Source organism: Brevundimonas nasdae (assembly GCF_016654005.1).
Classification (GTDB): domain Bacteria; phylum Pseudomonadota; class Alphaproteobacteria; order Caulobacterales; family Caulobacteraceae; genus Brevundimonas; species Brevundimonas nasdae.
This window is the reverse complement of the sequence record NZ_JAEPWN010000002.1, coordinates 352,845-377,883: the sequence shown is the minus strand read 5'-3', so window position 1 is coordinate 377,883 and position 25,039 is coordinate 352,845. Positions and strand designations below refer to the sequence as shown.

At 65.0% G+C, this 25,039-nt stretch carries 27 protein-coding genes; 11 read left to right on the top strand and 16 right to left on the bottom strand.

The window, feature by feature from the left end:
• Positions 1-239: 239 nt before the first annotated feature.
• On the top strand, positions 240-734 hold the full coding sequence (locus tag JKF87_RS05105) for a phasin family protein (protein WP_201097921.1): 495 nt from the start codon (positions 240-242) through the stop codon (positions 732-734).
• 109 nt (positions 735-843) lie between these two features.
• Here JKF87_RS05105 and JKF87_RS05100 read toward each other — a convergent pair whose 3' ends face one another.
• A complete protein-coding gene (locus JKF87_RS05100) occupies positions 844-1,356 on the bottom strand; it encodes a nuclear transport factor 2 family protein (protein WP_201097919.1) in 513 nt (170 codons plus the stop codon).
• A 175-nt stretch (positions 1,357-1,531) separates the two neighbouring features.
• Here JKF87_RS05100 and clpS point away from each other — a divergent pair, with 175 nt between their 5' ends.
• The 3 genes from clpS to JKF87_RS05085 all read left to right on the top strand — a co-directional run bounded on the left by clpS (position 1,532) and on the right by JKF87_RS05085 (position 5,968).
• Complete coding sequence (gene clpS / locus JKF87_RS05095) at positions 1,532-1,861, top strand: ATP-dependent Clp protease adapter ClpS (protein WP_201097917.1); 330 nt, start codon at positions 1,532-1,534, stop codon at positions 1,859-1,861.
• A 13-nt stretch (positions 1,862-1,874) separates the two neighbouring features.
• Entirely contained in the window at positions 1,875-4,181 is a 2,307-nt protein-coding gene (gene clpA, locus JKF87_RS05090; RefSeq protein ID WP_201097915.1) for an ATP-dependent Clp protease ATP-binding subunit ClpA, read from the top strand.
• 101 nt (positions 4,182-4,282) lie between these two features.
• On the top strand, positions 4,283-5,968 hold the full coding sequence (locus tag JKF87_RS05085) for a class I SAM-dependent methyltransferase (protein ID WP_201097913.1): 1,686 nt from the start codon (positions 4,283-4,285) through the stop codon (positions 5,966-5,968).
• On the opposite strand, the gene JKF87_RS05080 is transcribed toward JKF87_RS05085, so the two are convergent.
• Together JKF87_RS05080 and JKF87_RS05075 are read right to left on the bottom strand one after the other, a co-directional pair.
• Positions 5,965-7,098: a GNAT family N-acetyltransferase gene (locus JKF87_RS05080; RefSeq protein WP_370874299.1), complete on the bottom strand. Its 1,134-nt coding sequence runs from the start codon at positions 7,096-7,098 to the stop codon at positions 5,965-5,967. The two genes, JKF87_RS05085 and JKF87_RS05080, sit on opposite strands and share 4 nt — an antisense overlap.
• Positions 7,099-7,106: 8 nt before the next feature.
• On the bottom strand, positions 7,107-7,565 hold the full coding sequence (locus JKF87_RS05075; protein ID WP_201097911.1) for a RidA family protein: 459 nt from the start codon (positions 7,563-7,565) through the stop codon (positions 7,107-7,109).
• A gap of 109 nt (positions 7,566-7,674) precedes the next feature.
• On the opposite strand from JKF87_RS05075, the gene JKF87_RS05070 reads away from it, so the two are divergent.
• Positions 7,675-8,565 (top strand): hypothetical protein, encoded by an 891-nt coding sequence (locus JKF87_RS05070; protein ID WP_236261116.1) that lies wholly within the window; start codon positions 7,675-7,677, stop codon positions 8,563-8,565.
• 145 nt (positions 8,566-8,710) lie between these two features.
• Here JKF87_RS05070 and JKF87_RS05065 read toward each other — a convergent pair whose 3' ends face one another.
• From JKF87_RS05065 to JKF87_RS05055, 3 genes are read right to left on the bottom strand one after another with little or no spacing between them, the layout of a single operon-like run.
• On the bottom strand, positions 8,711-9,454 hold the full coding sequence (locus JKF87_RS05065) for a polysaccharide deacetylase family protein (RefSeq protein ID WP_201097907.1): 744 nt from the start codon (positions 9,452-9,454) through the stop codon (positions 8,711-8,713).
• A 36-nt stretch (positions 9,455-9,490) separates the two neighbouring features.
• On the bottom strand, positions 9,491-10,786 hold the full coding sequence (locus tag JKF87_RS05060; protein WP_201097905.1) for a nicotinate phosphoribosyltransferase: 1,296 nt from the start codon (positions 10,784-10,786) through the stop codon (positions 9,491-9,493).
• Positions 10,787-10,794: 8 nt separating this feature from the next.
• Entirely contained in the window at positions 10,795-12,063 is a 1,269-nt protein-coding gene (locus JKF87_RS05055; RefSeq protein WP_201097903.1) for a DNA polymerase IV, read from the bottom strand.
• Between the two features lie 105 nt (positions 12,064-12,168).
• Here JKF87_RS05055 and JKF87_RS05050 point away from each other — a divergent pair, with 105 nt between their 5' ends.
• Positions 12,169-12,534 (top strand): response regulator, encoded by a 366-nt coding sequence (locus tag JKF87_RS05050; RefSeq protein WP_201097901.1) that lies wholly within the window; start codon positions 12,169-12,171, stop codon positions 12,532-12,534.
• Positions 12,531-13,892, top strand: coding sequence for a PleD family two-component system response regulator (locus JKF87_RS05045; RefSeq protein WP_201097899.1), 1,362 nt, complete (start codon positions 12,531-12,533; stop codon positions 13,890-13,892). The genes JKF87_RS05050 and JKF87_RS05045 overlap by 4 nt, the downstream gene beginning before the upstream one ends.
• A gap of 98 nt (positions 13,893-13,990) precedes the next feature.
• On the opposite strand, the gene rpmG is transcribed toward JKF87_RS05045, so the two are convergent.
• Positions 13,991-14,158, bottom strand: coding sequence for a 50S ribosomal protein L33 (gene rpmG, locus JKF87_RS05040; protein ID WP_008262536.1), 168 nt, complete (start codon positions 14,156-14,158; stop codon positions 13,991-13,993).
• A 125-nt stretch (positions 14,159-14,283) separates the two neighbouring features.
• On the opposite strand from rpmG, the gene JKF87_RS05035 reads away from it, so the two are divergent.
• Positions 14,284-14,850, top strand: coding sequence for a hypothetical protein (locus JKF87_RS05035; protein ID WP_201097897.1), 567 nt, complete (start codon positions 14,284-14,286; stop codon positions 14,848-14,850).
• A 1-nt stretch (position 14,851) separates the two neighbouring features.
• Here the strand turns inward: JKF87_RS05035 and JKF87_RS05030 are convergent, their stop codons facing one another.
• The 3 genes from JKF87_RS05030 to rnr are packed head-to-tail and all read right to left on the bottom strand — an operon-like array spanning position 14,852 to position 18,279.
• Positions 14,852-15,265, bottom strand: a complete 414-nt coding sequence (locus JKF87_RS05030) for a DUF5990 family protein (RefSeq protein WP_201097895.1) — start codon at positions 15,263-15,265, stop codon at positions 14,852-14,854.
• A 3-nt stretch (positions 15,266-15,268) separates the two neighbouring features.
• On the bottom strand, positions 15,269-15,973 hold the full coding sequence (locus JKF87_RS05025) for an NUDIX hydrolase (protein ID WP_201097894.1): 705 nt from the start codon (positions 15,971-15,973) through the stop codon (positions 15,269-15,271).
• Positions 15,970-18,279 carry a ribonuclease R gene (gene rnr, locus JKF87_RS05020; protein ID WP_201097892.1) on the bottom strand — a complete coding sequence of 770 codons (2,310 nt, stop codon included), beginning with the start codon at positions 18,277-18,279 and terminating at the stop codon, positions 15,970-15,972. The genes JKF87_RS05025 and rnr overlap by 4 nt, the downstream gene beginning before the upstream one ends.
• Before the next feature lie 105 nt (positions 18,280-18,384).
• Here rnr and JKF87_RS05015 point away from each other — a divergent pair, with 105 nt between their 5' ends.
• Together JKF87_RS05015 and JKF87_RS05010 are read left to right on the top strand one after the other, a co-directional pair.
• Entirely contained in the window at positions 18,385-19,785 is a 1,401-nt protein-coding gene (locus JKF87_RS05015) for a pyridoxal-phosphate dependent enzyme (protein WP_201097890.1), read from the top strand.
• 4 nt (positions 19,786-19,789) lie between these two features.
• Positions 19,790-20,953, top strand: a complete 1,164-nt coding sequence (locus tag JKF87_RS05010; RefSeq protein ID WP_201097888.1) for a cystathionine gamma-synthase — start codon at positions 19,790-19,792, stop codon at positions 20,951-20,953.
• A gap of 56 nt (positions 20,954-21,009) precedes the next feature.
• On the opposite strand, the gene JKF87_RS05005 is transcribed toward JKF87_RS05010, so the two are convergent.
• From JKF87_RS05005 to JKF87_RS04985, 5 genes are all read right to left on the bottom strand, one after another.
• Complete coding sequence (locus JKF87_RS05005) at positions 21,010-21,264, bottom strand: hypothetical protein (RefSeq protein ID WP_201097886.1); 255 nt, start codon at positions 21,262-21,264, stop codon at positions 21,010-21,012.
• Positions 21,248-21,490: a S1 domain-containing protein gene (locus JKF87_RS05000; RefSeq protein ID WP_201097884.1), complete on the bottom strand. Its 243-nt coding sequence runs from the start codon at positions 21,488-21,490 to the stop codon at positions 21,248-21,250. Before JKF87_RS05000 ends, JKF87_RS05005 begins: the two co-directional genes overlap by 17 nt.
• Positions 21,491-21,535: 45 nt before the next feature.
• Positions 21,536-21,748 (bottom strand): cold-shock protein, encoded by a 213-nt coding sequence (locus JKF87_RS04995; RefSeq protein WP_201097883.1) that lies wholly within the window; start codon positions 21,746-21,748, stop codon positions 21,536-21,538.
• A 177-nt stretch (positions 21,749-21,925) separates the two neighbouring features.
• Positions 21,926-22,621, bottom strand: coding sequence for a TorF family putative porin (locus JKF87_RS04990; RefSeq protein ID WP_201097882.1), 696 nt, complete (start codon positions 22,619-22,621; stop codon positions 21,926-21,928).
• Between the two features lie 38 nt (positions 22,622-22,659).
• Complete coding sequence (locus JKF87_RS04985; protein WP_201097881.1) at positions 22,660-23,592, bottom strand: NAD(P)H-dependent flavin oxidoreductase; 933 nt, start codon at positions 23,590-23,592, stop codon at positions 22,660-22,662.
• Between the two features lie 317 nt (positions 23,593-23,909).
• On the opposite strand from JKF87_RS04985, the gene queF reads away from it, so the two are divergent.
• Positions 23,910-24,371 (top strand): preQ(1) synthase, encoded by a 462-nt coding sequence (queF, locus tag JKF87_RS04980; protein WP_201097879.1) that lies wholly within the window; start codon positions 23,910-23,912, stop codon positions 24,369-24,371.
• A 65-nt stretch (positions 24,372-24,436) separates the two neighbouring features.
• Here queF and JKF87_RS04975 read toward each other — a convergent pair whose 3' ends face one another.
• Positions 24,437-24,796, bottom strand: coding sequence for a hypothetical protein (locus tag JKF87_RS04975; protein WP_201097877.1), 360 nt, complete (start codon positions 24,794-24,796; stop codon positions 24,437-24,439).
• Between the last annotated feature and the right edge of the window lie 243 nt (positions 24,797-25,039).

Here is a 25,039-nt window from a genome sequence, read left to right as displayed (position 1 = left end):
CGAAGCAAACGCTAGCATAGGCTGTGCGGGTTTCGCGGTGGTTAACGGTCCGTCAACGGGAATTTGAACCAGCGAGCAGGGTTATCAATGATCATATTGTGCATTGCACAAACTGAGGTTGACCTTTCTTCGCACTTGCAGCATAAGGCCGGTGCGCGGGGCGTCGCCTCGCAAGAATTTCGTGACGATCCCTTCCGCAACAGCCTGCCCCCGCAGGCATTCATACCGGAGAGACTTCCATGGCTGACACCGCCGCTGACACCGTGAAGAAGACCGCCGATCAAGCCGCCGCCGCTGCCGCATCTGTCGGCGCCAAGGTCAAGGCTCAGGCTGAAAGCGCTCAGGCCGCTGGCGCACAGGCCTTCCGTGAAGGCATCGACAAGTCGGTCGCCTCGCTGACCGAACTGAACGCCCACGGCAAGAAGAACCTGGACGCCTTGGTCGAGTCCGCGACTGTCGCCCAGAAGGGCGCCGAAGCCCTGTCGCAACAGGCGCTCGGCTTCGCCAAGACCGCCTGGGAAGAAAACCTGGCCGCCGGCAAGGAACTGTCGACCGCCCGTTCGGTGCAGGAGTTCTTTGAACTGCAATCCGCCTGGGCCAAGAAGTCGGTGGAGCGTTACGTCGCTGAACTGGCCAAGACCAACGAGATCGTGACCGCCACGGTTAAGGACAGCATCAAGCCGATCAACGAGCGCGTCACCGCCTCGGTCGAAACCTTTCAGGCTGCCCGCTAAGTTCTGATCTTTTGGGCCTGGATCGGTTTCGATCCACCCCAGTTGATCGACTGATTTAGTAGCGTACCAGAAGCCCCTCGGAGCAATCCGGGGGGCTTTTGTCTGGCCGCTATTCGCTGGCGGGCGCGTGGTCGATGCTGAAGGCGCGGGCCAATCGCCACTGATCGCCTTCCAGACGCCAAAGCACCGAGAAGCGGGCGCGGCCCACAAGTTGCTCGGGGCCGTCGCCGTGACGTTCGTAGAAGACGTGACTGCCTTCCTCGACCGCGCCGACGCCGGGGATGGCGTAAACCCGCATCGTGCCGGGGACGAGTTCGCGCCTCGAACGATAGGCGTCCGGCGCCTTGGCCGCTTCGCAGCCCTTGGCATAGCCGTCGACGAAGGTGGTGCGCGTGGCGGTCAGACCGCCCCTGTCGTGATAGAATTCGAGATCCTCGGTCACCAGATCAGCCAAAGCGGCGGGATCGCAAAGGTCGAACATGGTGGTGAACAGGGCCGTGTCGCGCGCGGCGATGATCGTGGTCAGTTCAGGCTGGTCGGGGATCCGGATCGCCTCAGTGGCAGCCGGAGTCTGTGCCCCGCTCAAGGACAGGGCGGTTGCGAACAGTGCGGCGATAAGCATCGGCGGCGTCTCATACAGCAGGGATCAAGCCCTTTTGGTGCGTCTGGAACGCGCGAAAGTCCCGTGAATCTTTGGTCACTTCCGTTCGTCACGAAAGCCGTGACTGGACGCCGCTTCAATTCAGTTCATCATTCCCTATCTGATAGCCAAGACGACTCCCCATTACGGAATACGAATGCCCATACAAAGGCCCGGTGAAACCGGGGGCGGTCAAGGAACCGCCACCGTCACCGAAACAAAGCCGAAGCTTCAGAAGCCCTCGCTGTATCGAGTGCTGATCCTGAACGACGATTATTCGCCGATGGAATTCGTCGTCTATGTGCTGGAGCGGTTCTTCCAGAAGAGCCGAGAAGAGGCCACCCGCATCATGCTGCATGTGCATCAGCATGGCGTGGGGGTGTGCGGCGTCTTCACCTACGAGGTCGCCGAGACCAAGGTCGCGCAGGTCATCGAAACTGCGCGCCGCCACCAGCACCCTCTGCAATGCACGATGGAAAAGGACTGAGAGGAGCTTCCCAATGCCTTCATTTTCCCGTCCTCTCGAAGAAACCCTGCACCGCGCGGTGGGCTACGCCAACGAGCGGAGGCATGAGTATGCGACGCTGGAGCACCTGCTGCTCTCGCTGATCGACGACCCGGATGCGTCCGGCGTCATGCGCGCCTGCAACGTCGATCTGACCGCGCTCAAGGCTGCGCTGACCCTGTATGTCGACAATGATCTGGCCGCTCTGGCCACGGCTGACGGCGAAGACGCCAAGCCGACCGCGGGCTTCCAGCGCGTGATCCAGCGCGCCGTGATCCACGTCCAGTCGTCAGGCCGTGAAGAAGTGTCCGGCGCCAATGTGCTGGTCGCCATCTTCTCCGAGCGCGAGAGCCACGCCGCCTATTTCCTGCAAGAGCAGGACATGACGCGCTATGACGCGGTCAACTTCATCGCCCACGGCATCGCCAAGAAGGCGGGCGCCACAGAGGCCCGTCCGGCCAAGGGCTCCTCGCCTGAAGAGGCCGAGGATGCGTCCGCCGTCAAATCGGGCGGCGAGGCGCTGGAAGCCTATTGCGTCGACCTCAATGAGAAGTCGCGCCAGGGCAAGGTTGATCCGCTGATCGGTCGTCAGGCCGAGGTGGACCGCTCGATCCAGATCCTGTGCCGCCGGACCAAGAACAACCCGCTGCTGGTCGGCGACCCCGGCGTCGGCAAGACCGCCATCGCCGAAGGCCTGGCCCGCAAGATCGTCAATGGCGAGGTGCCCGACGTCCTGAAGGACGCCACCATCTACAGCCTGGACATGGGCGCGCTGCTGGCCGGCACCCGCTATCGCGGCGACTTCGAAGAACGCCTGAAGCAGGTGGTCAAGGAGTTGGAGAACCACGAGAACGCAGTCCTGTTCATCGACGAGATCCATACGGTGATCGGCGCGGGCGCGACCAGCGGCGGGGCGATGGATGCGTCCAATCTGCTGAAGCCCGCCCTGGCTTCCGGCACCCTGCGCTGCATGGGTTCGACGACCTACAAGGAATATCGCCAGCACTTCGAGAAGGACCGCGCCCTGGTGCGCCGCTTCCAGAAGATCGACGTCAACGAGCCGACGGTCGAGGATACGGTGAAGATCCTGAAGGGGCTGAAAACCTATTACGAACAGCACCACAAGGTCCGCTACACCGACAGCGCCATCCGCACGGCGGTCGAGCTTTCGGCCCGCTACATGACGGACCGCAAGCTGCCGGACAAGGCGATCGACGTGATCGACGAGGCTGGGGCGTCACAGATGCTGCTGACCGAATCCAAGCGGAAAAAGGTCATCGGCCAGAAGGAGGTCGAGGCCGTCATCGCCAAGATGGCCCGCATCCCGGCCAAGTCGGTGTCCAAGTCCGACACCGAGAGCCTGCGCGAACTGGAAACCGACCTGAAGCGCGCGGTCTTTGGTCAGGAGCAGGCCATCGAACAGGTGTCTGCGGCCATGAAGTTGGCGCGGGCGGGTCTGCGTGACCCGAACAAGCCGATCGGCAGCTTCCTGTTCAGCGGTCCGACCGGCGTGGGCAAGACCGAGGTGGCCAAGCAGCTTGCCGCCACCCTGGGCATCGAGATGCAGCGGTTCGACATGTCGGAATACATGGAGCGCCACACCGTCAGCCGCCTGATCGGGGCGCCTCCGGGCTATGTCGGCCATGACCAGGGCGGGCTTCTGACCGACGCGGTCGACCAGCACCCGCACTCTGTCGTGCTGCTGGACGAGATCGAGAAGGCGCACCCGGATGTGTACAACATCCTGCTGCAGGTGATGGACAACGGCATGCTGACCGACGCGGTCGGCAAGAAGGTCGATTTCAGGAACGTCATCCTGATCATGACCACCAACGCCGGGGCCGCCGACAACGCCCGCGCCTCCATCGGCTTCGGCCGGGGCAAGGTCGAGGGCGAGGACGACAAGGCCATCCAGCGCCTGTTCGCGCCCGAGTTCAGGAACCGCCTGGACGCCATCGTGGCCTTCAAGCCGCTGGGCGCCGAAACGATCCGCTCGGTGGTGACCAAGTTCGTGCTGCAGTTGGAAGCCCAACTGGCGGACCGCAACATCACCATCGAACTGACCGACGAAGCTGCCGACTGGCTGGCCAAGAACGGCTTCGACGAACTGTATGGCGCGCGTCCCCTGGCGCGGGTCATCCAGGACTCGATCAAGAAGCCGCTGGCCGACGACATCCTGTTCGGGCGCCTGACGCGCGGCGGGCACGTCAAGGTGCAGTTGAAGGACGGCAAAATCGACTTCGACATCTCCAGCGCCAACGGCGTTCCGGCCAAGTCGGAAGAGGAAGAAGAGACGGCCTGAGTTCGGCCTGACCCAACCTTCACGCAAAGAAATCAGGCCCGGGCGGAAACGTCCGGGCCTTTTTTCATGCGCGACGCGGCGGCGGGCGGCATAGTGGGCGGATGGGGGAAACGATCCAAAGAAATCAGGCCGCTGATGCGCTGGTCGCGACGGCGGAGCGGGCGCTGGCGGCGGGGGACCTGAACGGCGCCTTTGCGGCTTACAAGGCCTGTCTGGCGCAACACCGGGACCATCCGGGGGCAGTGGCGGGCATGGGGCTGTTCCTGGCGCGGCATGGCGAGGCGGCGACGGCGACGCAGTTGCTGAGCCGGGCGATGGAACTGGCGGATGCGGATTTGCGGGCGCGGGTTGCGCCTGCGCTGGCGGGTCTGCTGGCGGAGTTGTCGCCGCGCGCCTGGCATCGGCAGTTGGACGTCGACCTGAACGCGTGCTTCGCCGCGACGACAGTGGAGCCGCAGGGACTGGCGCGGGTGACGGCTGAAACCCTGTTGCGGAAACAAGGCGGATTTGACGGATCGGCAGCGGCGCTGGCGGTGATGGGGGGCGATCCGCTTTGGCTGGCCTTCCTGTCGCGATGCGTAAACGTCAGCGCGGAAATGGAGGCGCGGCTGAATGCCGTGCGCGCGGCCCTGCTGGCGGCGGAGGATATGGAAGGCGAGACGCTGCGTGCCCTGGTCTGCGCGCTGGGGCTGAGCGGGTTTGCGTCGGAATATGCCGCCCAGGTGCCGTCTCGCGCGAGTGATGCGGTCGGCCTGATCGCCTCAATGTTCCGCCCTCTGTCAGTGATTGAGGCCACGGCGCTGGGGCAGGATGGGCCGATGCAGGCTCAGTTGGTTCTGCGCACCGTCACCGAACCGGAGAGGGAGCGAACGCTGCGCGAAACCCTGCCGACTCTGACGCCGGAGGGGGAAGACGCCGTCTCCGTCGCCGTGCGCGAACAGTATGAGGCCAATCCCTATCCGCGATGGAGCGCGCCGCCCGCGCCATCGCCGCGCGCCCTGCGTGATGCGGTCGTCGCCTTGCCGGGGCTGGACCGGCGGGCGTTCGGCGGACAGACGGAGCGCCTGCTGGTCGCGGGCTGCGGCACGGGGTTCGAGCCGATCGACCTGGCCCGCATGGACCGATCCCTGAACATCACGGCGATGGACCTGAGCCGCGCCAGTCTGGCCCACGGCGCGCGGGTGGCCGATGAACTGGGGCTGACGAATGTCCGCTTCGTGCAAGGGGACATTCTGGCCCTGGACTTGGTCGAGGAACGGTTCGACATCGTCACTTCGACCGGGGTGATCCATCACATGGCGCGGCCACAGGATGGTCTGGCGAAGCTGGCGTGCGTCACGCGGCCGGGCGGGGTGATCCGCCTGGGCCTCTACAGCGAGCGGGCGAGGGCTCTGGTGCGGCTGGCCCATGACGTGATCGCGGAGAGGGGCTGGCGGGCGACGGATGGGGACATTCGCGCGTTCCGCACCCATGTGCTAGCCCTGCCGGATAGTGAACCGTTGGCGGCGCTGAAACAGAGCGCGGACTTCTACAGCCTGAGCGGCTGTCGCGATCTGGTCTTCCATGTGCAGGAGCATCGCTACACCCCGCCGCAGTTGGCTGAACTGGTCGAAGGCGCAGGGCTGCGTCTGGTCGGGTTCGAGGCGCCGCCCGAGGCCGTCGGGCGGTTTCGCGAAATGTTCGGGGCGGCGGATCCGCTGGATCTGAATCTGTGGGACCGGCTGGAGGCGCAGCATCCGACCCTGTTCGCCGGCATGTATCACCTGTGGGCGCAGAAGCCCGTTTAAGCGCGCTTATAGGGCGACAGATCGTCGGTCATGGCCGCCATTTCCGCCTGCATCGCCGGACGTTCGCCGTCCAGATAGCGGGCGACGGGTTCACGCAGCGCCGGATCGGCGATGAAGTGGGCGGAATAGACGGGGGAGGGCAGATAGCCGCGTGCGATCTTGTGCTCGCCCTGCGCGCCCGCCTCGACGCGGGACAGGCCGCGTGAAATGGCGAACTCGATGGCCTGATAATAGCACAGCTCGAAATGCAGGAAGGGCACGTCCTCCAGCGTCCCCCACTGGCGGCCATAGAGGGCGTCGCGGCCGATGAAGTTCAGTGCGCCCGCGATGGGCGTGTCGTCGCGGAAGGCCATGACCAGGGCGATGCGGTCGGCCATCGTCTGGCCCACGCGGGTGAAGAAGTCGCGCGTCAGATAGGGCTGGCCCCACTTGCGCGAGCCGGTGTCCATGTAGAAGGCGAAGAAGGCGTCCCAGTGCGCCTCGGCCAAGGCGTCGCCGGTCAGGACGCGGATATCCAGATCGGCCTGGGCGTCGCGACGCTCGCGCTTGATGGTCTTGCGCCGGTTGGCCGACAGGGCGGCCAGGAAGTCGTCGAAGGTCTGATAGCCGTCGTTGCGCCAGATGAACTGGATGTCCTGGCGTGGCAGCAGCCCGGCCTCGGCCATGGCCGACCATTCCGTCTCCACCGGGAAGTTGACGTGCAGGGACGAGACGCCCAGCCGTTCGACCAGGGTCAGGGCGCCCTGCAGCAGGGCCTGACGCACGGTCGCGGCGTCGATGTCGGGATGATTCAGGAAGCGCGGGCCGGTCGCAGGCGTGAACGGCACGGCGCCCAACAGCTTGGGATAATAACGCCCGCCCGCCCGTTCGTAGGCATCGGCCCAGCTGTGGTCGAAGACGTATTCGCCCTGGCTGTTGCCCTTCAGATAGAGGGGCATGACGCCGAGCACGGCGTTGTCTTCGTCACGCAGGGCCAGATGGCGCGGGGCCCAGCCCTGACGCGGCGCGGCGCTGCCTGACGCCTCGCAGGCGTGCAGGAAGTCGTAGGAGACGAAGGGATCGCCGGTGGGACGCGCGCACGCGTCCCAGGCCTCGCGGCCTATGTCGGCGATCTGGTCGTGAACCGAGATCTGAAAGATCAGCGGATCTCCACGATCGCGTCGATCTCGACGGCGAAGCCCAGCGGCAGCTTATAGACGCCGACGGCCGAACGGGCGTGCTTTCCCGCGTCGCCGAAGACCTGGACCATCAGGTCCGAGCAGCCGTTGATGACGGCGGGGATGGCTTCGAAATCAGGACCGGCCTGAACAAAGGCGCCCAGTTTGACGATGCGGACGACGCGCTCCAGGTCGCCGTCCACGGCGGCCTTGATCTGGGCGATCAGGTTGATGCCGCACAGGCGGGCGGCCTCGGCGGCCTGCTCCGGGGTCACGTCGACGCCGACCGTGCCCTTGATCCCGCCATTGGCGTCGTTCGACAGCTGGCCCGAGATGGTGATCTGGTTGCCCGAACGGACGAAGGAAACATAGCTGGCGACCGGCTTGGCCGGTTCAGGAAGGGTGATGCCGAGTTCGGCGATGCGGGCTTCTACGGTCATGGGGGCTCCTTTTATCTGTTCGCGGTTTAGCGCGGGGCAAGGGCGGCGTCACCCGTTTGACGGGTTAAAGCTTCGCCAACCGTCATGTGCGATGTTGGCGAACATGGATATGCACCTGACCCCCGACGTTGCTGCCTTCCAGGCCGTGCTGGACAGGCTCTCTCCTGAAGATCGCGCCCGCGTGGACGCCGCTCTGGTCCCCGCCGCCGCAAAGGCCGTGGAGGCCGCGCCGCACTGGGACTTCGAGCTGCCCGCCAAGGCGGTCGATCTGGTGCTGGGGGCGGATGCGTCCAACGACGTACGACGGGGGCTGGTGGCGGCGTGGACGCTGCAACTGCCTGACCGTGTGCGGGCCATGGCCCTGCCTGCCGAGGTGATGGCCCAGTATCCTTACTGGATCGAGCAACTGGCCGCCTTCCTGACCAAGGCCCAGGGCGACTATGACTTCGACCACTGGTCAAAGGATGTGCGCTTCTCCTTGGCCCTCAGCGTGCCTGCGGCCAAGAGCCAGGTGATCGATCTAAGCTCGCCGGTCGGACCAGGCCAGATCATCACCCATGTCCGTGAGGGCTGGGGCCTGAAGCCCCTGTTCCGTTATCTGGCGGCGGGCGCCAAGCGCGAGCCGTGGCTGGAGGTGCATACCGAAAGCCGGTGGCTGCGCGGCTTCAACGAGGACGGCTGGAACGAGGCCTGGGCCACGGCGGCGGAGCTGTGCCGCGGACGGCCTGAACTGGCGGGAATGATTGGCTCCAGTTGGTTCTATGATCCGCCCCTGACCGAGATCAGTCCGCGTCTGGCGCACCTGCGCCTGAACCCTCTGAACGGCGGCGCCTTCATGGTGCATCAGGGCCCGGCGCCGATCCACACCGAACGTGCTGGCACGGCCTCGGCGTCGCGGAAGGCGCTGATCGACAGCGGCGAATACACCGCGCGGTCGTGGCTGATGGTCTGGCCAAGGAAGGAACTGATCGCCTGGGCGGACAGGCGCAAGGCGGTCTAACTCCTTGATCCAAACTGCGCTGCATCGTCATCCTCGGGCTTGACCCGAGGATCAGGCGTAGTTCGAATTCTGTGGGCCTCATGCGCAATGCGGCGGACGACCCGGCCCTCGGGTCAAGGCCGAGGGTGACGATGTTTTCGTGTGGTCAACCCGCCGTCGCCAACCGCCACGCCGCCGCAACAGGCTGGATATCCAGATTTGCGGCCTTGGCTAGCCGGATCAGACGATCGAGGTTCTCAGGGCGGCAGCCGTAGGGGGTCGGGGCGTCGCTGACGTCGTGGCCATAGGCGATCAACCAACCCTTTGACGCCGCCGTCTCCTCGATTAGCTTCTCAAGATCATAGCCTGGCAGGCGGCGGCTCTCCAGGCCGATGGCCTGAAGCAGGTTGCGGTCCGCTGTCCCTGCGTTGACGCCATCACGCACCCCGCGTCCGCACAGGAAACGGTTGTCTATGACCGGTTTGGCCTTCAGGGCGCAGTCGCCGAACGGATAGGCGAAGGTCTGCATCTCATAGCCGTCCAGACGCTCGGCCACCCAGGCGGCGTTGCGGGCCAGACTGGCGTCCAATTCGACGGGCGACAGGGTCAGGGTCGAGACGTGCTCATAGGTGTGGCAGCCGACCTCGTGCCCGGCCTCATAGAGGTCTTGCAGGTGTTCGACCTCGAACTGCGGCAAGGCCATGTTGCGACCGCCTGCCAGACCGCCGCAGACATAATAGGTCGCAAGCACCCCGTGCTCGGCCAGGATCGGCCCGGCCTCGGTCCAGGCGGATGCGGGGATGTCGTCGAACGACAGGCTGAGCACGCCGCGCGCAGGTCGGACGGTCATGGGCCGCACGTCGAGATAACGGCCTGCGCGACGACGCATCTTGTCGATAAAAGCGTTCATGATGCCCTTATGCATCGTTGAGCTTAAGGCCGGGTTTCAGACGGTGACGGGCTGAGCCGTCAGTCCCCGCACGCCGAAGACGCGGCGATAGCGTTCGATCTCGGCCGGATCGCCCACCGCCTTTTCCGGATTGTCCGACAGTTTGACGGCGGGGCGGCCACCTGCCGCGACCACCTTGCAGACCAGGGAGATCGGCTCAAGTTCGGGCGCGAAGGCTGGCGAGCAGTCGCGGAAGTCATTGGTCAGATTGGTGCCCCAGCCGAAGCTGAGACGCGCGCGGCCGTGGAAATGGGCGTGGGTCGCCTCGATGCCGTCGATGTCCATGCCATCCGAGAAGATCAGCAGCTTCTCGCGGGGATCACGGCCATGCGATTTCCACCAGTCGATCAGGCGCTCGCCCGCCGGGATGGGCGGGGCGGAATCGGGACGGAAGCCGGTCCAGTCGGCGACCCATTCCGGCGCCTGCTCCAGAAACGCCTCGGTGCCGAAGGCGTCAGGCAGGACGATCAGCAGATTGCCCGCATAATGCCTGCGCCATTCGTCCAGCACGGCGTAGGGGGTCTGGGCCAAAGTGGCGTCGTCCGGGGCCAGCGCGGCCAGCACCATCGGCAGTTCGTGGCCGTTGGTGCCGATGGCTTCCAGATCATTCTCCATTGCGTGCAGCACGTTCGAGGTGCCGATGAAGGACGATCCCAATCCTTCTTTCAGGGCCTGAATACACCAGCGTTGCCACAGGAAGCCGTGACGCCGCCGCGTGCCGAAATCCGACAGGGCCAGATCGGGCAAGAGCCGCAGACGCTCGACCTTGGACCACAGCCGGGTCTTGGCGCGCGAATAGAGGATGTCCAGCTCGAACCGCCCCAGACGCCGCATCCCGACCCGGCAACGCAGTTCGTTCAGGATCGCCAGCGCCGGGATTTCCCACAGGGTCACGTCGGCCCAGGCGCCAGAGAAGGTCAGCACATACTGCCCATCCTCCACCGACAGGTCATACTCGGGCAGTTGATAGTCGGTCATCCAGGCGATGAAGTCGGGCGAGAAGATCTGTTTCACGCCATAGAAGCTGTTGCCTGCCAGCCAGACCAGCTCCTTGTTGGTGAACCGCAGGGTGCGGGCGTGATCCAGATGGTCGCGCAGCACGCCGATGTCGATCTCTTCCGCCAGCCTCACGCGCTTGGTGCGGTTGATGACCTGAAAGGTGACCGGCACGTCGCGATGCTCGCGCCAGATCATCTGCAGCATCAGCAGCTTATAGAAATCCGTGTCCAGCAGGCTGCGAACAATCGGGTCCAGGCGGAAGCCGTGGTCATAGGCGCGTTTGGCGAGGTCCATGATGCTTCCTATGACTTCAGCGCGCGTCCCGCCACCACGGCCTTGTCGCCGAACTTCTCGCGCAGCTTGTCGATGGCGCGTTCGGTCTTCAGGGCGCGGGTTTCTGTGGTCTGGAACAAGCCGGAGGGCGCGTCGCCAGCGTCCTGAATGTCGGCCATGCCGATGCCGATCAGGCGGTAGGGCAGGCCCAGTTCGGGTTTCAGCAGGTCACGCCCGGCGGCGAACAGGGCGCGGGCGGTCTGGATCGGCTCAGGCAGGCTGATGCGGCGGGTCAGGATCTTGAAGTCGGTGCGGCGCAGTTTCAGCACCACCACGCGGCTGGCCACCCCGTCGCGTCGCGCCTTGGATGCCAGCTTCTCGCACAGGGGCCAAAGCTCGGCCTCCAACGCCTGCGCCGCGATCAGGTCTTCGTTGAAGGTGGTTTCGGCGCTCATGCCCTTGCGGTCGTGGGTCGGGTTCACGGCGCGGGCGTCGCGGGCATGGGACAGGTCGTGAAGGCGCAGGCCGGATTCGCCGTACCGCTTGACCAGATCGCGCACGTCGGCCCGCGCCAGATCGCCGATGGTGGCGTAGCCGTCGCTGCGCAGGGCCTTGCCGAACACCGGGCCGACGCCGGGCAGCGCGGTGACGGGCTTTGGGGCCAGCAGGGACTGGGCGTTGGCCCGGCCCACGACCGAGAAGCCGCGCGGCTTGTCCATCTCTGACGCCATTTTCGCCAGGAAGCGGTTGGGGGCCAGTCCGATGGAGACGGTCAGGCCGGTCTCATCCTCGATCTGTTTCTGGAAGCGGATCAGCTGGAAGGCGGGCGGGCCGCCGTTCAGCCGCTCGGTCCCGGAAAGATCGACCCAGGCCTCGTCCAGCGACAGGGGCTGGATCAAGGGCGTCAGCTTGCCCAGCGCCCCCAGGATGCGTTCAGATTCAAAGACGTATTTGGTGAAGTTCGGCTTGATGACCACAGCATCGGGGCAGGCCTTCAGCGCCTTGAACATCGGCATGGCCGAGCCGACGCCGTACTGGCGCGCGACATAGCAGGCGGTGGAGACGACGCCGCGCTTGCCGCCGCCGATGATGACCGGCTTGTCGCGCAACTCGGGGCGGTCGCGCTTCTCCACCGAGGCGTAGAAGGCGTCGCAGTCCATGTGGGCGATGGACAGCTGGTCCAGTTCGGGGTCGGCGACGATCCGGCGCGATCCGCACAACGGGCAGCGGCGATCAGGCGGGCCAGCAGGGTCTTCGCCGGTCCACAGGCAGTCGCGACAGATGGCCTTTATGGCCACGCTTAAGGTCTCCGTAAGGTTGGCTTCATCCCAACTTAAGACTGCTTGTCCACTATCGCATCCAACGAAGCGTTCCGCGTATGGGGGAGCGCAGGTCAGGTGATGATGTCCAAGAAAGTCCTCATCGTCGAGGATAACGAGCTGAACATGAAGCTTTTTCATGATCTGCTCGATTCTCAGGGGTATGAAACCCTGCAGACCCGCGAGGGACTGCAGGCTTTGGCGCTGGCGCGCGCGCATCTGCCCGATCTGATCCTGATGGATATCCAGTTGCCCGAGATATCTGGTCTGGAGGTCACCAAGTGGCTGAAGGATGACGAGGAGCTGCACCACATCCCCGTCATCGCCGTGACCGCCTTCGCCATGAAGGGCGATGAGGAACGCATCCGCCAGGGCGGGTGCGAGGCCTATATCTCCAAGCCGATTTCCGTGATGCATTTCCTCGAAACAGTCCGGCAGCACCTGGGATGAGCGCGCGGGTCATGGTCGTGGACGACGTTGAGGCCAACGTCCGTCTGCTGGAAGCCAAGCTGACGATCGAATATTTCGACGTGGTGTCCTGTCACGACGGTCTGACCGCGCTGACGCTGGCGGCGGAGACCCAGCCGGACCTGATCCTGCTGGACGTGATGATGCCGGGCATGGACGGATTCGAAACCTGCCGCCGCCTGAAGGCCCAGGCCGAGACGCGCCATATTCCTGTGGTGCTGGTCACCGCCCTGGATGGTCGGGAAGACAAGATACGCGGACTTGAGGCAGGCGCCGACGACTTCATCACCAAGCCGCTGGATGATGTGATCCTGTTTGCGCGGGTGCGCTCGCTAAGCCGCCTGAAACAGGTGATGGACGAGCTGCGCGAGCGTGAGGAAAACAGCCGCCGCATGGGCGTCAGCACCGACGGCGACAGGCGTCTGCGCGCCGAGGGCGGTCGGGTTCTGGTCGTCGATGACAATGAAGCCCAGGCCAAGAAGATCGCCGACCAGTTGGGCGTCGAGCATCGCGTGGCGATTGAGGCGAACGCTGACGCGGCGATAAAGGCCGTGCGCGGACCGCTGGACCTGGTCATCGTCAATGTGGCGGCTGACACCTTCGACGGCCTGCGAGTGCTGGCCCTGTCCAAGTCAGGCGATGCGCGCCGGGCGCCGGTGCTGGCCGTTGTCGATCCGATGGATCGGGCGCGCATGGTCAAGGCGCTGGAGCTGGGGGCCGCGGACGTGGTCAACCGGCCCATCGACCCGGACGAGCTGTCGGCGCGCGCGCGCACGCAGATCCGCCGCAAGCGCTACACCGACTTCCTGCGCGACAAGCTGGATTCCAGCCTGGAGCTGGCCGTCACGGACGCTCTTACCGGGCTGCATAACCGCCGCTACATGACTGGCCAGTTGGACGCCCTGGTGAACCGGGCCGTGCATGGCGGCAGTTCTGTCGCCCTGCTGGTGCTGGACATCGACCACTTCAAGCTGGTGAACGACGGCTTCGGTCATGATGCGGGCGATGAGGTTCTGATCGAGTTCGCCGTGCGTCTGGCCACCAATGTGCGAGCCGTGGACCTGCCGTGCCGTCTGGGCGGCGAGGAGTTCGTGGTCGTCATGCCGGGCGCAGATCTGGAGGACGCAGGACGCGTCGCCGAGCGGATTCGCCGGGACGTAGCCTCTCAGCCGTTCCGCATCATGGGCGGAAAGGAAATGCTGACCATAACCATCTCAATCGGCGTGGCGGCCACCTGCGGGCCTCATGACACGCCGGAACTGCTGCTGAAACGCGCCGACGAGGGCGTGTATGAGGCCAAGGCCAAGGGCCGCAACATCGTCATCGCCAAGGCCGCCTGAAGTCCCTTCGGCGGCCACGACCACAGCCCATGTCGGACAAAGAAAAACGCCCGGCTGAGTGATCAGCCGGGCGTCGTATTTTCTAGCAGATCAAGTGCTTACTTGATCTTGCCTTCCTTGAAGTCGACGTGCTTGCGCACGACCGGGTCGTACTTCTTGACGACCATTTTCTCGGTCATGGTGCGGGCGTTCTTCTTGGTGACATAGAAGAAGCCAGTGTCGGCGGTGGAGTTCAGACGGATTTTGATGGAAGCCGGTTTGGCCATCGGAATACCTCTACGACGGCGACAGCCGCTTAAAATAAGAGGCGCGGAACATACTCAGACACGGCCTAAAGTCAACGGGCGTGATGCCACGTTGATAGGGGATTTCGCACATATAGGCTTGGAGCATGAAATTAGCATACGCGCTGGCCGCGACGGCCCTGGGTTTCGCCCTTTCATCCTGCGCTGGCGGGGCTGAATCCCCGAATCCGCAAGACGCCTTCTTCTCAAACCTGACCGCCCTGTGCGGCCAGCGATTCGAAGGGCGGGTCGTCACGACCGATCCCGCCGACGCGGATTTCGCCAACAAACGGCTGTTGATGCATGTCCGCGACTGTTCCGACGCAGAGATTCGCATTCCGTTCGCCGTGGGTGATGACCGCTCGCGGACCTGGGTTGTGACCAGGGGAGATGTCGGCCTGCGCCTGAAGCATGATCACCGACATGAGGACGGCACGACAGACGTGCTGCACTGGTACGGCGGCGATACGGTGAACGAGGGCACGGCGAAACGGCAGGAGTTCCCGGTGGACGCGGAATCCATCGCGCTGTTCAACGCCAATAACGCGACGGTTTCGACGACCAACACCTGGGCCATCGAGGTCCATCCACATGAGACCTTCGCCTATGAACTGCGCCGTCCGAACCGGCATTTCCGGGTCGAGTTCGACCTGACCAAGCCGGTCGCAAGCTAGGTCAGGCAGCGCGCCAGGGCTGGAGGGGACGCACCGTCGCACAGGCGGGCGTCCCATCCTTGCCGCGTCCCGGCAGAACGATCTCCAACACGACGCCGTCACGCGCCTGAGCCAGCAGCGCGGCGGGGATGTCGTGAATGTCGATCTTGGCGCGGCGGCTCCATTCGCTGCCGTGCTGGCCCGCCGAGGCACCGATGCAGATATAGACGAAGCGGCGGGTGGGGCCTTCACGCCGCACGAACGGGCCGGTGAAACGGTTGTCGTCCGTCAAGGTGATCGGCGCGTCGAAGCTGAGCGGGGCGTCGCCGGCGATCCGGACCTCGACCGGGGCGTTGGTCTTGTCCTGCAGGCTGTAGGCGACGTCGGGGACCGGGTCCCGGATCGTCAACCGAAGCGTGATGGGCTGGCCCGCCATGTGTCAGTCCCTGTGTTCGACCACATGCTGGCCGCGCACCATGCGAACGAAGGGCAGGGGGCGGTCGGGATGCTCAAGCCGTTCGGCCAACTCCCCCAGCACGAAACGGGTGATGGCGGGCAGGTCCAGCGTGCGGGCCTCGTCCAGAGGCAGCCAGGCGATCTCGTCCAATTCGCCAGAGCCTGACGTCGGTTCAGGCGTCAGCAGGGCTTCGGCGGGGGCCATGAAGAAACGGGCGTCAAAGCGGCGCGTGCGGCCCGGCGGGGTGATGGCGCGGGCGATGTAGGACAGGACCGACAGATCGGGCAGGGCGCCCGCCTGGCGGTATTCCCGCCAGGGCCCGGCGACGGCGGCGGGCGGGGCGGGGCGGCCCAGGATCAGGCCCGTCTCCTCGAACGTCTCGCGCACCGCCGTCAGGGCCAGGGCGCGAGCGCGGCGTGCGGGGGTCTCGGCAGCCAGGCGGCGCGCGGCATCGGACGACAGGTCGCCAGCGGATGCGGCGGTGAAGTCCGACCGGTCAATTCGTCCGCCGGGAAAGACCCATTTCGATGCCATGAAGACATGGCCGGGCGCACGCCGCCCCATCAGAACCTCAGGCTTCGATCCGCCGCGCGTCAGGATCAGGGTGGCGGCGTCCTTCGGGCGCTGGGCGCCGCCGACGCGCGGGGCGTCGGCCAGATCCTGTGCAGCGTCGAAGGGCCGGTTCATTTCCGCTTGCCCTTCCTGACGCCCTTCAGGCCGCCAGAGGGTTTGGAGCCGTTGCGGGGCTTGGGGCCGCCAGGACGGTTCTTGCCGCGCATGGGCGGCCCGTCGCCGCCCCTTCCACGGATGCCGTAGCGCGGGGCCGGGGCGTCGGGATCGCGGGGTTCGGGCTCGCTGAGCATTTCAAAGACCAGTCCGCCGGTGACGGGCGTGGCCTCGCGCAGCTTGACCTCGACCATCCGGCCCAGGGTGAAACGCTTGCCGGTGCGTTCCCCGACCAGGGCGTGGGCGCGGTCATCGTGGGTGAAATATTCGCTGCCCAGGGTCGAGACGGGGACCAGACCATCGGCGCCCGTGTCCTCCAGCCGGATGAACAGGCCGAAACGGGTCACGCCGGTGATGCGCCCGGCGAAGGTCGCGCCGATATGCTCCTCAAGGAAGGCGGCGATATAGCGGTCCATCGCATCGCGTTCAGCGGCCATAGAGCGCCGCTCGGTCGAGGTGACCTGTTCGGCGATGGCGGGCAGTTCGGCGATCTCGCGATCCGTCAGCCCATCCTTGCCCAGATTCAGGGCCCGGATCAGGCCGCGATGCACAATCAGGTCGGAATAGCGCCGGATGGGCGAGGTGAAGTGGGCATAGCGGTCCAGGTTCAGACCAAAGTGGCCCACGTTCTCCGGCGAATAGATGGCCTGCATCTGGGTGCGCAGGACGACCTCGTTGACCACGTCGGCGTGTTCGGTGTCGCGCGTCTCGTCCAACAGCTTGTTGAACCGCTTGGTCGTGCCCGGCTCGCCCTTGTTCCACGGCTTGCCGATGGTGTGCAGGAAGTCGGCCAGGTTGAAGATCTTCTCCTGACTGGGCGCATCGTGGATGCGGTAGATCAGGGGCGTCTTTTTCTGCTCCAGGGTCTCGGCGGCGCAGACATTGGCCTGGATCATCATTTCTTCGATCAGCCGGTGCGCCTCAAGCGAGGTGCGCTTCTCGATGGAGGCGATGCCGCCGTCAGGGGCCATGCGGATGCGGCGCTCGGCGGATTCGATCTGCAGCGGGCTGCGCTTCAGGCGGCCCTTCAGCATGGCGTGATAGGCGTTCCACAACGGATAGAGGATGGCCTCCATGATCGGGCCGGTGGCGTCGTCTGTCTGGCCGTCGATTGCGGCCTGGGCCTGTTCGTAAGACAGTTTGGCATGCGACCGCATCAGGCCGCGCACGAACTTGTGGCCCGTCTTTCGTCCGTCCTTGTCGAAGACCATGCGCACGGCCATGCAGGCGCGGTTCTCGCCCTCCTTCAGGCTGCACAGGCCGTTTGACAGCACCTCCGGCAGCATCGGTTCGACGCGGTCGGGGAAATAGGTCGAGTTGCCCTTTTCGCGGGCCTCGCGGTCCAGTTGGGAGCCGGGGCGCACGTAGGCGGCGACGTCGGCGATGGCGACCCAGACGATCCAGCCGCCGGGGTTCTTGGGATCTTCGTCGCGGGCGGCATAGACGGCGTCATCGTGGTCGCGCGCGTCGGCGGGGTCGATGGTGATGAAGGGAACCTCGCGCAGGTCCTCGCGGCCCTTCAGCGTCGGCAGTTCCTGATCCTCGGCCTCACGCTCGACGGCCTCGGAGAAGCCGGTCGGGATGCTGTGGGCGTAGATGGCGATCAGGGAGGCGGCGCGGGGGTCGTCCTCCTTGCCGATGTTCTCAAGAATCTTGCCGCGCTTGGGGCCATAGCGATGCTCGCCCTTTTCGATGGCGGCCAGGACCAGATCGCCGTCGCGCAGGTCGCCGGACTGGGCCTGGGGCACCAGCAGCACATCCTTGGAGCGGCGGTCGACCGGCTCGACCCGCGTCTCGCGCGCCGATTTGCGGATCACGCCCAGAACACGGTTCGTGCCGATATCGAGTTTCTTGATCAGCCGGGCCTCCCAGCCTTCGGCACCGCGCTGGAACTTGACCAGCAGACGGTCGCCCATGCCGGGGGCGGCCTTGGTCTTGTCGGGGATCAGCAGGGCCTGGGGCGCATCGGGGCTGGCCTCGACCAGGCGGACGTAGAGTTCGCCGTCCACATCGCGTTCGATCACATCGGCGACGCCGACGGGGGGCAGGGCGCCGGCTTCGGAAAAGCCCTTGCGGCCGCGTTTGCCCAGCCTGCCTTCGGCCTCCAGCTCGCGGATCATTTCGCGCAGGGCCCGGCGGTCGCCGCCCTTTAGCCCGAAGTGGCGTGCGATATCGGTCTTCTCGGCCGATCCGGCCTCTCGCAGGAAGGCGACGAGGGTGTCTTTGTCGGGGAGACCGGCGGGCGGCCTCTTGGGTGATTTGCTCATTATGTCTTTCGTAGCGCGGAACCGCGCCCTTGGGTCAAATCTTGCATGAGTTGACCGAGTGATTGCGGAGCTTCAGCTTCCGCTGAACCCCGAATGGAGTCGTTGATGTCCCTATCCGCCCCCGCCCTGAGCGCGCCTGTGAAGTCGCCGCTGGATCTGATCGGCAAGACGCCGATGGTGGAGGTGACGAAGATCGACACCGGGAAATGCCGGCTGCTGCTCAAGCTGGAATCCCAGAACCCCGGCGGATCGATCAAGGACCGGATTGCGGTCGAGATGTTGGATGCGGCGGAGAAGGAAGGCTTCCTGAAAGAGGGCGGCACCATCGTCGAGGCGACGGCCGGCAATACGGGCCTGGCGCTGACACTGGTCGGCCGGGCGCGGGGATATAAGGTGCTTCTGGTCATTCCTGACAAGATGTCGAAGGAAAAGATCCAGCATCTGCGGGCCATGGGCGCCGATGTACGCCTGACGCGCTCGGACGTTCCGCACGGGCATCCTGAATATTACACCGACATGGCCGAGCGTCTGGCCCAGGGCATTCCCGGCGGCTTCTACGTCAACCAGTTCGCCAATGACGCCAACGCCGAGGCCCATGTGAAGACCACGGGGCCGGAAATCTGGAGCCAGACGGGCGGCGACATCGACGCCCTGGTTGCGGGCATCGGTTCGGGCGGCACGATCACAGGCACGGCGCGCTATCTGAAAAGCGTCGGCTCCAAGGCCGAGATCATTCTGGCCGATCCGGTTGGTTCTACCCTGGCAGGCATCGTCAACGACGGCGTGCCGGGGCCGGAGGGCGGTTACACCGTCGAGGGCATTGGTCAGAATTTCGTGCCGGACACGGCGGACATGAGCCTGATCGACAAGGCCTATTCGATCTCTGACGCCGAGGCGATCAGCACCGCGCGCGAACTGCTGTTGAAGGAAGGGATTCTGGCGGGCTCGTCGTCGGGCACCCTGATCGCCGCCGCCCTGCGCTGGTGCCGCGAGCAGACCGAGGCCAAGACCTGCGTCACCTTCGTCTGCGACACCGGCGCCAAATATCTGTCCAAGGTCTACAACGACGCCTGGCTGGCCGATCAGGGCCTGGGCGAGCGTGAAATCCACGGCGACCTGTCGGACCTGATCAACCGCAAATACGAAAAGGGCGACGTCGTGGTCGCTGGGCCGGACGACACCCTGGACACCGCCTTCAAGCGGATGAAGGGTGCGGACGTGTCCCAGCTGCCGATCATCGACGACGGGCGTCTGGTCGGCATTCTGGACGAAAGCGACCTGATCCAGGTGATGAACACCGACGAGATCACGCGCAAGGAACGGTTCGCCAAGCCGGTCGCCTCGGCCATGACGCGGGATTTGGACACGGTGCAGGTCAAGGAGTCGCTCGACGCCCTGATCCCCGTCTTCGACCGTGACCGCGTGGCCATCGTGCTGGACGGCGAGAAATTCGTCGGCCTGATCACCCGCACCGACCTCATCAACCACCTCAGCCTGAATCGCTAAGTCGATGACTGACAAGAAGAACAGCCAAGGGTTTTCGACCCGCGCCATCCATGCCGGTCAGCATCCCGACCCGACGACGGGCGCAGTGATGACGCCGATCTACGCCACCTCGACCTATGCCCAGGAAAGCCCGGGCGTGAATAAGGGGTATGAGTATGCGCGGGGCAAGAACCCGACGCGCGAGGCGTTTGAGGTCTGTATCGCGGACTTGGAGGGCGGGACGCACGGGTTCGGCTTCGGCTCGGGCATGGCGGCGACCTCGACCGCGCTGGAGTTGCTGGATGCGGGCGATCACATTGTCACAGGCGACGACCTTTACGGCGGCTCGTGGCGGCTGTTCGAACGGGTGAGGCGTCGCACCATGGGGCTGGACTTCGCCTATGTGGACCTGAGCGACATCGCGGCGGTCGAGGCGGCGATCACGCCCAGGACGAAGATGCTGTGGGTCGAGACGCCCACCAACCCGCTGATGAAGCTGGCCGACATCGCCGCCCTGTCAAAGGTGGCCAAGGCCCATGGGCTGCTGCTGGTCGTGGACAACACCTTCGCCACCCCCTTCTGCCAGCAGCCGCTGAGCCTGGGCGCGGACGTAGTCATGCACTCGGCGACCAAATATTTGAACGGCCATTCGGACATCATCGGCGGGGTGCTGGTCACCGGCGATGCCGACCTGGCGACGCGGATCAAGTTCCTGCAGAACTCGGTCGGCGGGATCATGGGGCCGTTCGACGCCTTCCTGGCCAATCGGGGTCTGAAGACCCTGGCGCTGCGGATGAAGGCGCACTGCGAGAACGCCCTGACCATCGCTCGCTGGCTGGAGACGCGGGCAGGGATCGCGAAGGTCATCTATCCCGGCCTGATCGCCCACCCGCAACATGAGCTGGCCGCACGCCAGATGAGCGGCGGCTACGGCGGGATGGTGACGGTGATCCTGGACGGGGATCTGGAGCGCACCAAGCGTGTGCTGGAGCGGGTTCAGGTCTTCACTCTGGCGGAGTCTCTGGGCGGCGTCGAAAGCCTGGTGAACCACCCGGCGATCATGACCCATGCCAGCGTGCCCAAGGAAGTCCGCGAGGCGGGCGGCGTGACGGATAATCTGATCCGTCTTTCGGTCGGCGTGGAGAATGTCGAAGACCTGATCGCGGATCTGGATCAGGCGCTGGGCTGACAGTGCTTCAGGTCGTCATCCTGGCCGCGTGGCGAGGATGACGACGGAGTGCAGCCTCAACCCGGAAGCGCGGTCTGGTGGCCGGTGACGGGCGGCAGCTTCTTCTTGGGAGCGGCGCGCTTCACCGGGGCCTTTGCGGCCTTGGGCAGGGCGGCGCGACGCGCGATTTCGGTATCGATGACCGGGATGATGTCGGAGGCGGCGATCACCTGCGTCGAGGCGCCATGCTCGACCAGACGCGCAGCATTGGCGCGCAGGGTCACAAGGTCTGCATCGGTCATTGCGGGGATCATGTCAGCGAGCGGGGTCATGGCGGCATCCGTTTTGAAAACGGCGTCGGGGCCGGCGCGACAGGCGCCAGCCCTTCAGCTGATTGAAGGCGATTTCCACCGTCACACGGTCACCCAGCAGCGAGACGCCCGTCTGGGCGCCCAGCGAGGGCAAGACCGTGATCAGATGGCCGTTGTCCAGGCGGACACGGCGACCGCCAAGCGGCAGCAGGCGCGTGATCTCGCCGTCAAAGGCGATGGCGCCCATCCGGGTCGTGGGCGGTTCGTTCGTGTTGGACGCCTGGAGCTTGTCCTACTCCGCCGCCTTGAGACGGCCGGCGGATTCCTTGCCCGAGCGCGAGTCGCGCTCGATTTCGTAGGCGATTTTCTGGCCTTCGTTCAGCGAACCCACGTCGGAGGTTTCGACAGCCGAGGCGTGGACGAAGACGTCCTTGCCGCCGTCATCGGGTGCGATGAAGCCGTAGCCTTTGGTGGGGTTGTACCATTTAACAGTGCCGGTAGCCATTTGGAGACCTCCGTCTGGCGTTGACCGCAGGGAGGGATCCCTGGTCGGCCTGTCGGGTCTGAATGGGATCGGCTTTTGGACCTCGGTGCGTAGATGCAAAGGGAGCAGCGGCGTTACGCAGTGAGATCGACCAGCCCTAGATGGGAAGCCGACAACCCATGCGCAAGGGGGCGCCGCTCAGAACGCGTATGAAATCTTGGCGACCAGGGCGTCGCCGTACTGTTCCCCCGCCGAATGGGCCGAGGTGTCGTAGTAGCGCAGGTCCAGATCCAGCTTTTCGGTCAGGGCGTAGGTCACGCCCGCGTTCCAGCCGGTGTAGTCGGGGCCGTTGTCCTGTTCACGGCGGCCCACGGCCAGGGTGCCGTCCAGTTTCGGCGTGAAGGTCCAGCCCACGCGGCCCTCGACCCAGACGAAGCCCTCGTTCGATCCGGCGGCGTCGGGCGAATACTGGACCTGCAACCGGGCGCGGGCAGGGCCTATGGAGCGGCTGATGTTGCCCGTGAACTCCCAGGTGTCGTCGTCATAGCCGTCGTCGGCGCCCGCGCGGTTCTTGTAGGCGACGTTCAGATCGAACTGATAGCCGAAGGCCTCGGGCTGATAGCCTGCGACCATGTTCAGTTCGACCTTGGAGCCGCCGGCCTTGATCGTTTCAAAGCCCGGACCGGCGTAGAACAGGCCGTTGGCGCTTTCCCATGTCGCCGAACCGAAGGCGTAGGGGTCTGTCTGCGACTTGGAGACGTTCTTGGACCGGTTGTCCGAGCCTGCGCCCACCTGGAAGTCCCAGTCGCCGCCCGCCTGCGCCAGGGCAGGCGTGGCGAAGGCGGCCAGCACAAGAGCGAAACCGAGCGGGGCGGGCGAGGCGATGCGGATCATGAGGGCTCCAACGCGCGGCGGGCGTGTCAGGCTCCCTCTTAGCGAGCGGGCGCCTTTTTCGCGAATTCTTCCGTCGCCTGAGCGAACTCTTGCCGCAGACGGCCCACCAGTTCGGCGGTCGGCAGGACGTCGTGGATGGCGCCTGCGCCCTGGCCCGCGGACCAGACGGTCTTCCACGCCTTGGCCTCGTCGCCCATGTCCAGCTTGTGCTCGGGCAGGTGTTTGGGGTCGATGCCGTTCTCGACCAGAGACTTGCTCATGAAGTTGGCCGGGATGCCGGAAACGGCGGGTGTGTGGACGATGTCGGTCGAGCCGCTGTCGATGATCATCTGCTTGTAGGCCGGCGCCGCCAGGGCCTCGGTCGTGTTGATGAAGCGGGTGCCCATATAGGCGAAGTCGGCGCCCAGCATCAGGGCCGCCGCCACGTCCTGGCCGGTCGAGATGGCGCCCGACAGGATGATGGTTCCGTCAAAGAAGCTGCGGACCTCGTTGACCAGAGCGAAGGGGTTGATGATGCCCGCATGGCCGCCCGCGCCGTTGGCGACCAGGATCAGGCCGTCGACGCCCGCCTCTACGGCCTTACGGGCGTGGCGGATGTTGGCGATGTCGTGGAAGACCTGACCGCCATAGCCATGCACCGCATCGACCACGTCGCGCACCGCGCCCAGCGAGGTGATGATCAGCGGCACCTTCTCCTCGACCGACACCATCATGTCCGCCATCAGACGGGGGTTGGTCGGGTGGACGATGTGATTGACGCCAAAGGCGGCGGCGTCCGGCGTCAGCCGCGCCTTGATCTCGTGGATCCACTCCCGATAGCCCTCGGTCGTGCGCTGGTTCAGGGACGGGAAGGTGCCGATGACGCCCGCATTGCAGGCTTCGACCACCAGGTCCGGGCCGGAGACCAGGAACATGGGGGCCGAAATGATCGGCAGGGTCAGGCCCTTTTGCAGCGATGCGGGAATAGCCACGAGCGTCTCCTTGGTTTTCTTTCGCTACGGATAACCGGCTGTCGCCGGGTAAGGCAATGGATTGCGTGCGCCAAGAAAAAACACAGTCTGAATAGTCTGAATCGTCTGAAATGCGCGGCCTTGCAGACTGGCGCGGCCAGCTTAACCCAGGTTCGCGCCGCCGTGCGTTGATTGGGGTGTCGTGAAATCAGGGGGCTGAAATCGAAAGGCTAAATCTTCGCATTTCCGCGTCTTGAGGCGGGTTTCGGCGCGGACCTGGCCCATCCGCCGCGCAAAGGAGGATTTTCATGGATGACGCGAACGCCTAAATGGCGGGCATGACGCATTACACCGACAACCTGAGCCAACTGGGCGCCCAGACCGCGGCCCCGACCAGCCCCGAAACCGCCGTGCTGGAGCGGGTGCCGAACCCGCACGCGGACACCCTGTATCTGGCCCGGTTCACGGCGCCGGAGTTCACCAGCCTGTGCCCGGTGACCGGCCAGCCCGACTTCGCCCACATCGTCATCGACTATGCGCCGGGTGACTGGCTGGTCGAGTCAAAGAGCCTGAAGCTGTACCTGACCAGCTTCCGCAACCACGGCGCCTTCCACGAGGACTGCACCGTCGCCATCGGCCGCAAACTGGCCGACCTGCTGCAGCCGAAATGGCTGCGCATCGGGGGCTACTGGTACCCGCGCGGCGGCATCCCCATCGACGTCTTCTGGCAGACGGGCGTGGCGCCGGAAGGCCTGTGGCTGCCCGATCAAGGCGTGCCGACCTATCGCGGGCGGGGGTGAGGGGCGGCGTCTGTTCTGTACGGGGCGATGCTTTCACATTGAAACGCAACGGCATTTCGAATTGGTTATTGTCGATAGGCAGGCATTGTCCAGTTTGGCGACAAAGGCTCGAAATACCCAAGGCGGCGCCACTGCTTAAGTGCTCTATCAAACTCGGCCAGTTCCCATTCCGGCTCTTCCCATCCGCGGGGAACGACGAACAGTAGTTTGGAGCCCTGCTCAGAGACGTATCCATATCCCCAATGTCTGGCGTGAGCGAACTCGCCGCCGATGGGTTTTGAGGGCCAGTCTTCTGGACGGGCCCGGCGCCATTCGATGGCTAAATGCCAGTGCTTTTCGATCTGTCGCTTCAGGTAGAACCACCTGAAAAGCCCTGCTGGACTAAACGGCGCTACCCAATAGAGGCCCGGAGCTTGTCTGGTCATCGAGCGAGATGATGGTTCGTAATCGATTTGGCCGCAATAATAATACCGCTGTTCGTGGAGGCGGCGAAGCGAAGTCGGATGATGGGATTTCTGTTCCTGCCGATGACCGCCCCCTCATCCGGCCCATCGGGCCACCTTCTCCCGCAAGGGGAGAAGGGAAATGACTCCGACTTTGCGTGAGCGGCATCAGACCCTAGGGTTTGCGGCATGCATGACCCTACGCCTGATGGTCCTCGTTCGCCG

Coding starts and splice junctions, on each gene's coding strand:
- JKF87_RS05105 (WP_201097921.1), top strand. CDS start 240: ATGGCTGACACCGCCGCTGACACCGTGAAGAAGACCGCCGATCAAGCC.
- JKF87_RS05100 (WP_201097919.1), bottom strand. CDS start 1,356: ATGCTTATCGCCGCACTGTTCGCAACCGCCCTGTCCTTGAGCGGGGCA.
- clpS (WP_201097917.1), top strand. CDS start 1,532: ATGCCCATACAAAGGCCCGGTGAAACCGGGGGCGGTCAAGGAACCGCC.
- clpA (WP_201097915.1), top strand. CDS start 1,875: ATGCCTTCATTTTCCCGTCCTCTCGAAGAAACCCTGCACCGCGCGGTG.
- JKF87_RS05085 (WP_201097913.1), top strand. CDS start 4,283: ATGGGGGAAACGATCCAAAGAAATCAGGCCGCTGATGCGCTGGTCGCG.
- JKF87_RS05075 (WP_201097911.1), bottom strand. CDS start 7,565: ATGACCGTAGAAGCCCGCATCGCCGAACTCGGCATCACCCTTCCTGAA.
- JKF87_RS05070 (WP_236261116.1), top strand. CDS start 7,675: ATGCACCTGACCCCCGACGTTGCTGCCTTCCAGGCCGTGCTGGACAGG.
- JKF87_RS05065 (WP_201097907.1), bottom strand. CDS start 9,454: ATGAACGCTTTTATCGACAAGATGCGTCGTCGCGCAGGCCGTTATCTC.
- JKF87_RS05060 (WP_201097905.1), bottom strand. CDS start 10,786: ATGGACCTCGCCAAACGCGCCTATGACCACGGCTTCCGCCTGGACCCG.
- JKF87_RS05050 (WP_201097901.1), top strand. CDS start 12,169: ATGTCCAAGAAAGTCCTCATCGTCGAGGATAACGAGCTGAACATGAAG.
- JKF87_RS05045 (WP_201097899.1), top strand. CDS start 12,531: ATGAGCGCGCGGGTCATGGTCGTGGACGACGTTGAGGCCAACGTCCGT.
- rpmG (WP_008262536.1), bottom strand. CDS start 14,158: ATGGCCAAACCGGCTTCCATCAAAATCCGTCTGAACTCCACCGCCGAC.
- JKF87_RS05035 (WP_201097897.1), top strand. CDS start 14,284: ATGAAATTAGCATACGCGCTGGCCGCGACGGCCCTGGGTTTCGCCCTT.
- JKF87_RS05030 (WP_201097895.1), bottom strand. CDS start 15,265: ATGGCGGGCCAGCCCATCACGCTTCGGTTGACGATCCGGGACCCGGTC.
- JKF87_RS05025 (WP_201097894.1), bottom strand. CDS start 15,973: ATGAACCGGCCCTTCGACGCTGCACAGGATCTGGCCGACGCCCCGCGC.
- rnr (WP_201097892.1), bottom strand. CDS start 18,279: ATGAGCAAATCACCCAAGAGGCCGCCCGCCGGTCTCCCCGACAAAGAC.
- JKF87_RS05015 (WP_201097890.1), top strand. CDS start 18,385: ATGTCCCTATCCGCCCCCGCCCTGAGCGCGCCTGTGAAGTCGCCGCTG.
- JKF87_RS05010 (WP_201097888.1), top strand. CDS start 19,790: ATGACTGACAAGAAGAACAGCCAAGGGTTTTCGACCCGCGCCATCCAT.
- JKF87_RS05005 (WP_201097886.1), bottom strand. CDS start 21,264: ATGACCCCGCTCGCTGACATGATCCCCGCAATGACCGATGCAGACCTT.
- JKF87_RS05000 (WP_201097884.1), bottom strand. CDS start 21,490: ATGGGCGCCATCGCCTTTGACGGCGAGATCACGCGCCTGCTGCCGCTT.
- JKF87_RS04995 (WP_201097883.1), bottom strand. CDS start 21,748: ATGGCTACCGGCACTGTTAAATGGTACAACCCCACCAAAGGCTACGGC.
- JKF87_RS04990 (WP_201097882.1), bottom strand. CDS start 22,621: ATGATCCGCATCGCCTCGCCCGCCCCGCTCGGTTTCGCTCTTGTGCTG.
- queF (WP_201097879.1), top strand. CDS start 23,910: ATGACGCATTACACCGACAACCTGAGCCAACTGGGCGCCCAGACCGCG.
- JKF87_RS04975 (WP_201097877.1), bottom strand. CDS start 24,796: ATGACCAGACAAGCTCCGGGCCTCTATTGGGTAGCGCCGTTTAGTCCA.